This is a genomic window from Thermosphaera sp. (genome assembly GCF_059755995.1).
On sequence record NZ_DBOUKL010000064.1, the window covers coordinates 1 to 11,207 of the forward strand.

The 11,207-nt window shown below is 46.8% G+C and carries 11 protein-coding genes; 5 read left to right on the forward strand and 6 right to left on the reverse strand.

From position 1 onward, the window contains the following. From AC3OH0_RS06360 to gcvPA, 5 genes are all read right to left on the reverse strand, one after another. Window positions 1-837, reverse strand: an 837-nt coding sequence (locus AC3OH0_RS06360; protein WP_498345181.1) for a M42 family metallopeptidase, incomplete at its 3' end; no start/stop codon positions are given. Between the two features lie 43 nt (window positions 838-880). After that, complete coding sequence (locus AC3OH0_RS06365) at window positions 881-1,537, reverse strand: hypothetical protein (RefSeq protein WP_498345182.1); 657 nt, start codon at window positions 1,535-1,537, stop codon at window positions 881-883. A 42-nt stretch (window positions 1,538-1,579) separates the two neighbouring features. Further along, window positions 1,580-2,950, reverse strand: coding sequence for a dihydrolipoyl dehydrogenase (gene lpdA, locus AC3OH0_RS06370; RefSeq protein ID WP_498345183.1), 1,371 nt, complete (start codon window positions 2,948-2,950; stop codon window positions 1,580-1,582). Continuing rightward, window positions 2,947-4,506, reverse strand: a complete 1,560-nt coding sequence (gene gcvPB, locus AC3OH0_RS06375; protein WP_498345184.1) for an aminomethyl-transferring glycine dehydrogenase subunit GcvPB — start codon at window positions 4,504-4,506, stop codon at window positions 2,947-2,949. The genes lpdA and gcvPB overlap by 4 nt, the downstream gene beginning before the upstream one ends. A 1-nt stretch (window position 4,507) precedes the next feature. Beyond that, window positions 4,508-5,911: an aminomethyl-transferring glycine dehydrogenase subunit GcvPA gene (gene gcvPA / locus AC3OH0_RS06380; RefSeq protein WP_498345185.1), complete on the reverse strand. Its 1,404-nt coding sequence runs from the start codon at window positions 5,909-5,911 to the stop codon at window positions 4,508-4,510. A 96-nt stretch (window positions 5,912-6,007) separates the two neighbouring features. Between gcvPA and gcvT the strand changes: the two genes are divergently transcribed. The 5 genes from gcvT to speE all read left to right on the forward strand — a co-directional run bounded on the left by gcvT (window position 6,008) and on the right by speE (window position 10,649). Next, the gene (gene gcvT, locus AC3OH0_RS06385) at window positions 6,008-7,120 is read left to right on the forward strand and encodes a glycine cleavage system aminomethyltransferase GcvT (protein WP_498345186.1); all 1,113 of its coding nucleotides are present in this window, start codon (window positions 6,008-6,010) and stop codon (window positions 7,118-7,120) included. Window positions 7,121-7,179: 59 nt separating this feature from the next. Continuing rightward, window positions 7,180-8,529 carry a serine hydroxymethyltransferase gene (gene glyA / locus AC3OH0_RS06390; protein WP_498345187.1) on the forward strand — a complete coding sequence of 450 codons (1,350 nt, stop codon included), beginning with the start codon at window positions 7,180-7,182 and terminating at the stop codon, window positions 8,527-8,529. A 35-nt stretch (window positions 8,530-8,564) separates the two neighbouring features. After that, window positions 8,565-8,993, forward strand: coding sequence for a glycine cleavage system protein GcvH (gcvH, locus tag AC3OH0_RS06395; RefSeq protein WP_498345188.1), 429 nt, complete (start codon window positions 8,565-8,567; stop codon window positions 8,991-8,993). A gap of 91 nt (window positions 8,994-9,084) precedes the next feature. Further along, the gene (gene deoC, locus AC3OH0_RS06400; protein WP_498345189.1) at window positions 9,085-9,798 is read left to right on the forward strand and encodes a deoxyribose-phosphate aldolase; all 714 of its coding nucleotides are present in this window, start codon (window positions 9,085-9,087) and stop codon (window positions 9,796-9,798) included. Beyond that, the gene (gene speE, locus AC3OH0_RS06405; RefSeq protein WP_498345190.1) at window positions 9,798-10,649 is read left to right on the forward strand and encodes a polyamine aminopropyltransferase; all 852 of its coding nucleotides are present in this window, start codon (window positions 9,798-9,800) and stop codon (window positions 10,647-10,649) included. The genes deoC and speE overlap by 1 nt, the downstream gene beginning before the upstream one ends. Before the next feature lie 12 nt (window positions 10,650-10,661). On the opposite strand, the gene AC3OH0_RS06410 is transcribed toward speE, so the two are convergent. Beyond that, window positions 10,662-11,207, reverse strand: a 546-nt coding sequence (locus AC3OH0_RS06410) for an ABC transporter permease (protein ID WP_498345191.1), incomplete at its 5' end; no start/stop codon positions are given.

An 11,207-nucleotide genomic window follows, 5' to 3' on the forward strand; every position in this document is an offset into this window, starting at 1 on the left:
GTCGACAACCATGGGGTGAGCTATTAAACCGGATGCATTCCTGCCATCAACGATTTTGATAGCGGGTCCTTTTCCAAGCCTCGTAAACCACTCACTTTTCGCCACGCCGGGTACGTCGCTAGCGATGGTGACATCCACGGCTAACGCAACATCGGGTGTTATACCGTAGGCCGATGTCCTAGCACCCTTCAACCCTACTTCTTCCTGCACAGTGAACACAAAGTATGCGTCAATATTGGGCCGACTCATCAATTCCATGGCTTTAATCAACACTGCAACCCCAACCCTATCGTCGAACGCCTTGCCTGTAACCCTGTTACCGGATAGCTCGGAAACATCCCTGTCAAACACAACGATATCGCCGTTTCTCACACCAAGCTTCTCAACCTCTTCCTTAGAAGAAGCACCTATGTCTATGAAGAGCTCTCTAAGCTCGGGGACTTTCTGCGCCTCCTCAGGCTTTATGACGTGGGGAGGTTTCAACCCTATTACGCCGCGGATCATCCTACCGTTCCTGGTCACAACGATCACTCTCTGATAAAGGAGTGTTCTCTCTAGAACCCCTCCGATCGGTATTGCCCTCAAGAATCCGTCGTCCTCAATATGGGATACGAACAACCCTATCTCATCCATGTGAGCCGCAAGCATCAGTCTCGCGCCACTGCTCTTCCCCTTCTTAACAGCGATCACGTTTCCCCATGCATCAACCCACAGCTTATCCGCATATGGTTTCACCAGGTCAACAACCTTGTCCCTCACCCTGTGTTCATAGCCGCTTGGACCTGGGACTTGGGTAAGTTCTTTCACCAGAAAGAGTATTTCCTCCCTCCAAGACATTAAATCCACCAACAATAGGTAATAAACGATTAGAATATTAATTTTATCGTAAAAACCCTAGCATATCCCCTATTTTCTCGAAATCGAGTAGTTTTGAATGGTTCAAGAGCTTTAGTTCCTGCCCATCCATTAAAGCATACATGGAGGATGTTTTTGATTCATAAAGGTAGAGGATGAAAGCCTTTTTAACCTCGGCATTCAGGGTTTCGTTGCGATATCCCAGCAGTGATGAAAGCTCATTCATAAACCTATACTGCGTTAGAAGACGATAGTATAGTATGTCGGCCTCGCTGGATTTCCCGCCAAAAAATATGAGTCTCTTCAATATTCCCTTACTCTGTCCTTCAACCTTTCTCTTCTCAGAGGCCTGCCCTATCTTATCAAGAAATTCCCTATTAGTGTTTATGAGATAGTTCTCTATCTCGCTTTTACTACATAGTTTGGAATCATCAGGAACGACGGGGAATCCTCGCGAATGCGTCAACGAGATATCGCTCAACGCCGTAAAAGGAAGCTTAAACGATAATATCAGCCTATCACCCATCACCGGGTTTTTCAGAAACTTATAGAAGAAACAGTCAAACCCGTAAACCCCATTAGCCTCGTAAGGTTGTATAAGTCCAGTTGGAACCCAGAAGCAGTAGTTTCCCTTCTCGCACTTGCTCAACAGCTTGTCTGCGATGTCTAGATAACCTAGCAATGAGTTCACCGTTAATGATTGAGAAATAGATTTTAAAAAACCTTACTTTTTGATGAAGTGAACGGGTTCTCCCAGCAAGTATTCAGCTATGTCTCGAAGGGACTCGGACACTGTGAGATGCGGATACGGGATTGAAGAAGCCTCATTCATGGATAGTTTCCCTAGATACATGGGGAGGTATGCTGATATCACTTCGGAAGCGTTCGGGGAGACAACTTGAATACCGAACACTTTCTCACCCTTCTCGTCTAGAAGTATTTTCACGAAAGCGTTTCTCCCGCCTTTTATTTTCACGGCCGCTAGGTAGTAGATGGGTAGTCTTACTTTAACATATTTAATCCCCATCGCCGACAGCTCCTTCTCAGTATAACCGATGCTAGCGACCTCGAGCCCGGTGAAAATAGTTATTGGGACAAGGCGGTAGTCAAGCTTGAAGCTTTCCCTTCCCGCTATTTTCTTTGCCACAGCAACGCTTTCAAGTATTGCCTTGTGAGCTAATTGCGGCCCGCCTGCTACGTCTCCAGTTGCATAGATATTTTCAACGCTAGTCCTACATTCATCATTAACGATCACGTATCCCTTCTTATCCAGTGAAACACCCGTTTCCTCTAGGCCTATTCCCTTAGTCTTGGGGACTCTTCCAGTAGCTATCAGAATCTTATCCACGGTCAAACTCTCACCGTTGGATAGCTTTACGGTGTACTTGTCACCGGATTTTTCAACCGCCTCGACACTAGTTTTCTCTCTTATTCTGACCCCATTGCCTGCGAGATAGGTCTTCAGGGCTTGTGCGACATCCTTATCTGTAAACGGGAGTATGTGGTCCATTATCTCGACAACAGTCACCTCTACACCGTTCTTGGAGAAAACATTGGCCATTTCAACCCCTATTACTCCACCCCCTATGATTAGGATGCTTGAGGGTTTTTCACTCATGAAGAGTGCTTCCCTATTGCTGAGGATTCCCTCCCCGTCGAATTTTACATGTGGGAGTTGAGAAGGATCGGTGCCGAGCGCTAACACGATTTTATCTGTTTCCAATTCCCTCTTAGACCCGTCTTCGTAGACGATAACTTGCCGGGGGGTTTTCAAAACACCTTTCCCATTTAAAACCTCGACGCCGCTTGCCTCTAATAGGTACTTGATACCTTCCCTGGTTTCTTCCACAATGCTTTTAGCCCAGTTGACCACATCTCCCCATCTATAACTGGCTTGCCCCTTCACTTTTTCAACTGTCTTAACTGCTTCAGCTACTTGATACAATGCTTTACTGGGAACACAGCCCCAGTTCGTGCATTCGCCGCCTATTAGCTTCTCCTCAACCACAGCTACTTTAAACCCGTGTTGAGCCAGGTATACTGCTCCGGGATAGCCTCCAGTCCCAGATCCGATGATTACCACGTCATATTTCATTTAATCTCTCCCTTCACCCTCTTCACGTGTATTCTCCAAGTAGGTGTGACTGTGGATGGGTGGTTTGCTTTTATCAGGTCTATTCTTCCTACAGAAGTATTGACAGGCCAGGTCTTCGGCGTCTTAGGGTCTTCATACGCTATCTTGCTGATTTCCTTCAATCTTTCAGCATATTTCTCAATGTTCTCAATAGTCTCTGTCTCAGTGAACTCTGTCATCAAAGCCTCCTTAACTATTAGCGGGAAGTAGATAGTGGGGGCATAGAAGCCTGAATCCAGCAAGCCCTTAGCCACGTCTTCCGCTGTGACGCCCACCTCCTCCGTCATGGGTTGAGCACTCAATACTACTTCATGCTTCCTGAACCTGCCCTTCCCATAAGGAATGTCATATCCTTTCACGTTCTCCATTAACTTCATGAAGTAATTCGTGTTCAACACTGCGAGCTCTGTAACCTTTCTCAATCCTTCAGCACCCATCATCAAAATGTATGTGTATCCCCAGATTAACGGGGTGATGTTTCCGAAGAATGCTTTCAAGAACCCTATGCTGTTCTCGCCGGGACCTTTCAACCTGTATTTTCCAGCCTTCTCGTCGTAGACAACATAGTAACCTGGGAGTAGATCGCTCAGTCTTATATTCCTCTCAGCGTCAACAACCCTGTCTTTAATACAGACCGGCCCAGCCCCGGGTCCGCCGCCTCCGTGCGGTGCTCCAAACGTCTTATGAACGTTTAAGTGAGCAATGTCGAATCCCATATCACCTGGTCTAGCGTAACCCATTATCCCGTTCAAGTTCGCCCCATCATAGTATAGTAACCCGTCGACGCTGTGAATAATCCGCGCTATTTCGATAATGTTCTCCTCGAATAAGCCAAGGGTGCTCGGGTTCGTAATCATCAAGCCTGCTGTGGATTCGCCAACCGCGCTCTTCAAAGCCTCCAGGTCTACATTACCATCCGGGTTAGAGGGGATTTCAACCACTTTGAACCCTCCCATGGCCGCGCTCGCAGGGTTTGTCCCATGGGCAGAGTCAGGCACTATTATCTCCGTCTTCTTGTCTATCTGGCCCTTCAGCTCATGGTATTTCCTGATCAACAATATTCCCGCCAGCTCGCCGTGCGCTCCCGCAGCAGGGTGGAGACTGCAGTAGTCCATGCCCGTAATGTTAGCAAGCCATTTCTGCATCTCGTAAATCATCTCTAGTAATCCCTGCACCGTCTCCTCATCCTGTAATGGGTGTAGCCCGGCAATCCTCTGATCGCTTGCTACCTCCCAGGCTATTCTCGGATTGTATTTCATAGTGCATGATCCGAGAGGGACTGGTCCATTGTCAACTCCGTACGCCATCTCTGTTAGCCTTGTGAAATGCCTCATTACATCTACTTCGCTCAGTTCAGGAAGCTCGGGATCGATTGTTCTCTTCATATCTTCGCTAAGAACTATCGGACCAACCTTATCCTTAATCTCCTCCTCGGGGTCTGGAACTAGGAACCCTCTCCTGCCCTTAACGCTTAGCTCGAAGATAAGTGGCTCAGACCATTTAGCCTGCCTGAACATTTCACCCACCTCCTCCAAGAATATCCTTGAGAAGATCCGCGAGCTTATCGATATCGCTCTTGAAGTGTAGCTCGGTGAAAGCCCATAACGAGGCTTCGCCAAGCTCCGGGTAGAGATCTCCTATGTAAAGGCCTCCGTGAACACCCTTCTCGAGAAGCTTCCTGTGAACCTTTCCGTAACTTATACCGCCCCGGCTTAGCGACACGGCAAACTCGTTGAAGAACTCGCCGCTGAATATCCTGTTCAATCCTATCTCACTGAATCTTGAAGCAGCATAGTGCGCTCTGTAATAGTTGAGCTCGGCGAGTTTTCTCAAACCAGTTTTTCCAAGCAACGATAAGTAGACTGCTACTCCAATAGCGGCGAGTGCTTCGTTAGTGCAGATGTTGGATGTAGCCTTCTCCCTCTTTATATGTTGCTCGCGTGCTTGAAGAATCATAGCGAACGCTTTCTGGCTTCCATCCTGCGTCGTCGTTAACCCGATGATTCTTCCAGGCATCTGCCTTATAAGGTTCTGATCATACCTCACTGCGAAAATGCCAAGGTATGGTCCCCCGTAGTTTAATCCAAGACCGAATGGTTGACCATCACCCACTGCGATATCAGCCCCTACCTCGCCTGGAGCCTTCAACAAACCCAGGCTAACGGGGTAGACTCCAGTAATGTAGAGCGCGCCTTTTTCCCGAGCAACCTCGCCAACCGCTTTCGCGTTTTCTATCACCCCGAAGAAGTTCGGGTACTGTAAATACACGCCTGCTGTTTCAGAGTCGACTTTAGCCTTCAAATCCTCAAGGTCAACTGAACCCTTCTCGCCATCGTACCGCACCCTTTCAATCCTTACACCATGCGGCCATAAGTACGTCTGTATTACTTTGAAGTGGAACGGGTTGACGTTGTAGGGAACCACTACTTTTCTCCGCCCTCTCTTCACTCTCACACTCATCAACAGTGCCTCGGCAGCCGCCGAAGCCCAGTCATACATTGATGCGTTTACAAGCTCCATTTGAAATAGCTCAGCCATCAAGCTCTGGTACTCGAAAATCGCCTGCATCAAGCCCTGCGAAATCTCCGCTTGGTATGGAGTATAGGCTGTTAAGAACTCGCCCCTTGACAATATGTACTTAACCAGGGGCGGAACATAGTGAGGGTAGACGCCTCCCCCCATGTAGGGCGGTGGGTTAAATATTCTGTTTTTCGACAGCCTTTCCTCAATGATTTTCTTAGCCTCCAGTTCAGATAGCGTGCGTCCCTTACCTATTTCGAGGCTTATCCATTTCTCTAAACTTACCCGGGCCTCAGGAGGGATATCCTTAAACAATTCCTCAATACTGGGAACACCTATCCTCTCCAGCATTTTCCTGACCGTATCACTGGAAGAATTGGGCATCCATGGATGTGTAGACATAACTACACCAGATATTAATCTATAGCTCCTTATATTTAAACCCAGAGCAATAGGGTTTATTTTCTAGTTAGGTTTAATATATTCTTGGCGATGAGATTGCCTAAGATAGCTTTGCTTGAATACTATGTTGAAAAACTGGGTGCTGAAACAGGGTTATTCGGTGATTGGGAAGTCCCCTATAGATTCACCAACGCTATTGAAGAACACGTTAACGTGAGAAATGATGTGGGGTTTTTCGACGTATCCCACATGGGCAGGATACTGTTGCGGGGGCCTGACGTCTTACCTTTAGCACAGTACTTATACACTAAAGACGTTTCGAAGACGAAACCCTACTGGATGAGCGGGCCCACTCTCGCACTAAACCAGTGGGCCAGGGTTAAAGACGATGAAATGCTCTACAAGGTGAGTGATGAGGAATGGTACCTGGTTACCAACGCGCTTACAAGGGAGAAAATGGTGAACTACATTAGAAGCGTTATCGCGGAGAAGAAGTTCAGGGTTGAGCTTACAGATATCACATTGGAGACTTCAATGCTCGCCGTCCAGGGGCCGAGGGCTGCAGAGTTAATGGAGAAGCTCGGCGCTAAATGGGCTACAGACCTGAAAACCCTTGAGTTTAGAATGGGGGAAAGCATTGGGGAGGTGAAAACCCTCTTAGTGAGCAGGAGCGGGTGGACGGGAGAGGACGGGTTTGAGATATGGGGTGGTCACCAGGAAGTTAAAAACATAGTGGAGAAGCTCCTCGCTAATGGTGCAAAGCCTGCTGGATTAATCGCGAGAGATACTTTAAGGATTGAAATGGGGTTTGTCCTGGGAGACCATGAATACGGTGAAGACCCGTTGAAATTCCCGTGCGCACTATCCCTGCGCTACGGGCTTGGCGCGATAACTTGGGAGAAGAAGGGGTTTGTCGGCGAGGAGGCGTTGAGAGCCTGTAAGAGGGAAGGGGTTAGATGGGTTAGAGTTGGGTTGAAGTTCGGTAAGGAAGCGGGGAGGCTGGTGCCAAGGACTGGAATGCTGGTTTACTCTGACGATGTTCAGGTAGGATGGGTTACCAGCGGGACGTTCTCTCCGATCTTAAACAGGCCTATAGCGATGGCATATGTAGACTCAAGATACGCTGTGTTTGGAGAGGAGTTAGAAGTGTTAGTGAGGGATAAGAAGCATAGTGCTAAAATCGTTGACTTCCCGTTCATTAAGAAGTAAAGCATCATCTTAATGTTTTATTAATATCTAAATCATTATTTTTTCTTGGTGTGTGACTCATGACTTATGAATTAGGAGAGGAAATAGGTTTGAACACCCTTCTACAACACTACCCTCTGCTGAAGGAGGTTGTTGATTTAACGGTTAACCACACAGTGTGGAGGAAAAGGCACTGCTTAAACATGATCGCAAGTGAAAACGTGATGTCTCCTCTCGCAATGCTAGCCTACATGAACGACATGATGCACCGATACGCGGAAGGAAAACCCTACAAGAGATTCTACCAGGGTCTCCAGTACGTGGACGCGCTTGAAGTAAAAGCTATGGAGATAATGGGCGATCTTCTCGAAACCAAATACGTTGACCTGAGACCTATAAGCGGAACAACAGCAAACGCAACTGCTTTCAGGACATTCACAAAACCCGGGGACAAGGCTTGTGTTGCCCCTGTTCAAGCAGGAGCTCACGTAAGCCATACGAGGTTCGGAACACTTGGTGCGCTAGGTATTGAGCAGATTGAGCTTCCCTTCAGTCTCGAGGAGTGGAATATTGATGTTGACAAGGCTGTTAAAATGATCGAGGAGGTTAAGCCGAAGATAGTCACACTAGGCGGTTCACTGTACATATTCCCGCATCCAACCAAGGAGATTGCTGAAGCCGCTCACGCCGTCGGGGCTAAGGTAATCCACGATGTCGCCCATGTCCTAGGATTGGTGGTTGGAAAAGCGTGGGAGAACCCGCTGAAGCTTGGCGCCGACGTGATCACTTCCTCCACGCATAAAACCTTCCCAGGACCTCAGGGCGGGTTGTTCGCGACTAGATTGGAGGAAGACTATAAGGAGATGGGTAAGGTCGTGTTCCCAATGTTCGTCTCTAACCACCATCTCCACAGGCTAGCCGCGATGGCGGTAACCGGGATCGAGATGAAGCTTTGGGGTGAGGAATATGCTAGGCAAATAGTTGCTAATGCTAAGGAATTGGCTGCGCAATTAGCTGCTGAAGGATTCAAAGTAGTAATGGAGAGCAAAGGCTACACCACAAGCCATCAAGTAATAGTCGACGTGGCCGAGCTTGGAAGAGGCACTAAAATAGCGAAGATGCTTGAAGAAGCCAACATTATCGTTAATAAAAACATGCTCCCATATGATAAGCCGGAGGATGTTAAGGATCCAAGCGGCTTGAGAATAGGAACACAGGAGATAACCAGGTGGGGTATGAAGAAGGAGGAGATGAAGGAGATTGCCAAACTAATGAGGATGGTTGTCATAGACAAGAGAGATCCCAAGGAAGTTGCTAAGATGGTTACGGAGTTCAGGAAGAACTTTATGGAGGTTCAATACGGGTTTAAGATTACCCGTGAGGATGAGGTACGCTTATTGAAAATCATGCTACACGCAGAGCCTTTTTAACGAGTATGAGTATTAAAGGATTGAAGGGATGGGTTTTGAGCGAGGATATAATTATAGAGTTAAAATCCAAGAAATATGTTGTGAAGAAAGACCGGAGATACACGGAAACGGATGAGTGGGCGAAGCTTGAGACTGGCGTGGCGATTGTTGGACTAACCGATTATGCTCAAAAAGAACTCAAGGACATTGTTTCAATAGAGCTTCCGGAAGTAGGTCGAATTGTGAGGAAAGGAGAGGAAATAGGGGTTGTAGACTCGATCAAGGCATCAAGCTCTTACTATTCTCCTCTCACCGGGGAGGTTGTCGAAGTTAACGAGAAGTTAGTTAGCAACCCTGAATTTGTAAATAAAGACCCCTACGGTGAAGGATGGGTCTTCAAAATCAGAGTTGAGAATCCCTCAGAGTATGATTCATTATTGACTCCTGAGAAGTACGCGGAGAAAGTAAAGACTTCACATCACTAGTTTTTTTTACAACCGTCAATAATCCCTTACTATCTCTAATCCGCTAGTGATGGTTAAAAACTCGTATTGTTTAAATAAACAGGGGTATGAGATGAAGGGATTTTACAGTGGAAAAATCGCATCCTTAACCCCTCGAGAATTCGCCTCAATGATTGATCACACCTTGCTGAAGCCTGACGCTGACTATAAGACCCTTGAGAAGTACGTCAGCGATGTTAGAGAATACGGTTTTAAACTGTTGATGCTACCTCTTTCCCTTCTTAATAAGGCCCTTGAGATAGCCGGTAGAACTATTAAGTACGGTGTTGTAGTAGGCTTCCCGCTTGGCAATACGTCTACAAGGGTAAAGGTTTTCGAAGCGGTTGAAGCGGTTTCATCAGGGGCTTCTGAAATCGACATGGTAATGAATATTTCTCTTTTCAAGAGCAAGGAATACTCGAGGGTCTTAGAAGACATGTCAGCGGTGGTTTCAGAGGCGAGGAAAAAAGGCGTTGAATCAGTTAAAGTAATAATAGAAACCACGTTTTTAGATGACGCTGAGAAGATAAAGGCTGTAGAACTTGTCGCGCAAGCAGGTGCGGATTACGTTAAAACAAACACTGGTTTTCTAGGAGGCGGTGCAACAGTACATGATGTGGCACTCCTATACAGGGCCTCTCAAGGTAGGGTCAGGGTCAAGGCTTCAGGAGGTATAAGGCATGCGCTGGATGCTCTCGCATTAATTGGGGCAGGGGCCAGCAGGATTGGAACAAGCAACGGTGACAAGCTCGTAAAAGAGTTCCTGGAGCTAACTGGTGAGGTTTAATGAGTGAGGAGGGATTCTACCTTATAGAACCGGCTGGGAAAAGCCTGAAATGCTTGTTCAAGGTTAAGCGAGTCCTGGCTCTTGAAAAAACCCCATACCAGGAGATAGCTTTCGTGGAGCTTGAAGGGTTTGGAAAATCTTTAATCATAGACAACTACGTTCAGAGCACTGAGACTGATGAGCATCTCTACCATGAATTGCTCGTGCAACCAGCCATGACCATTCACCCTTGCCCTAGGAAAGTATTAATTATCGGTGGAGGAGAAGGGGCAACGCTGAGGGAGGTTTTAAAACACAATACCGTGGAGGAAGCCGTCATGGTGGATATTGACGAGAAAGTCGTCGAGTTCTCTAAAAAATACTTAGAATACATGCACAGGGGAAGCTTCAACGATTCCAGGAGCAAGGTTGTCGTGATGGACGGGTTTGAATATGTTAAAAAAGCCCCGCTGGAACACTTCGACGTGGTTATAATGGATTTAACGGACCCGTATGCTGGTGAACCAGCTAAGGCGCTTTACAGCAGTGAATTCTATTCTCAAGTGAAGAAGATAATGAGGAAGAACGGTGTAATAGTTACTCAAGCAGGGAGCAGTTACTTCTACCCTAACGAATACAAGTATGTTTTAAATAATTTAAGGGAAAACTTTGCGTTGACAGGCGAATACTGGACATGGATTCCTAGCTTCGGATTAAACGTTAATTTCATCATAGCTTCCGACGAGGTCAACCCAGAAGAGGTTGATCCCGTGGAGTTTGATAAGAGGCTTAAAGAAAGAGGTGTTAAAGTTAAATATATTTCGGGGAAGAGATTCCTAGGCTTACTGCTCGTGGGAGTGTTATATCCTTAAAGTTTTTCAATTCTAATCCTCAATGGTAGCCTTCTCAAACATTTCCGCAGCAACCGCTAGCAGTACTATTGCAAAAACAGTAATTATGGCTAGGTCGAGATGCCAATTCATGTATTCGAAGCCAACGTTAGCTCCTGCAAGCCAGTATCGCACTCCGTGTACGGAGTATGTTAACGGGTTGAGCTTAGAGGCTGACTGCATCCACTCAGGCATCTGTGCCAACGGGTAAAATACTCCACTCAGGAACATAAGGGGCATTGTTAATAAGTTAACTATCATTTGAAAACCCTCCATACTGCTGAACTTTAATGAGAGAGCTGTTCCAAGCCCCGTGAAAGCGAGAGCTGTTATGAAAATGTAGAGCAAACCTATAGGGATGTTTTCCAGTTTCAAGCCGTTCGCAAAAGGCAGTGCCACTGCTACAACCAGTAGTGCTTGAATAGTGTTGACAATGGAATCACCTACTATTCTACCCAGGATTATGATCTTCCTGGACGCCGGGGCGACTAGGCTTTCTTTTAGAAAGCCGAATTGTTTATCCCATATCACGCTTATTCC

Bases quoted from the DNA above. Each gene is read 5' to 3' on its own strand.
- lpdA (WP_498345183.1), bottom strand. From the start codon at position 2,950: ATGAAATATGACGTGGTAATCATCGGATCTGGGACTGGAGGCTATCCC.
- gcvPB (WP_498345184.1), bottom strand. From the start codon at position 4,506: ATGTTCAGGCAGGCTAAATGGTCTGAGCCACTTATCTTCGAGCTAAGC.
- gcvPA (WP_498345185.1), bottom strand. From the start codon at position 5,911: ATGTCTACACATCCATGGATGCCCAATTCTTCCAGTGATACGGTCAGG.
- glyA (WP_498345187.1), top strand. From the start codon at position 7,180: ATGACTTATGAATTAGGAGAGGAAATAGGTTTGAACACCCTTCTACAA.
- deoC (WP_498345189.1), top strand. From the start codon at position 9,085: ATGAAGGGATTTTACAGTGGAAAAATCGCATCCTTAACCCCTCGAGAA.
- speE (WP_498345190.1), top strand. From the start codon at position 9,798: ATGAGTGAGGAGGGATTCTACCTTATAGAACCGGCTGGGAAAAGCCTG.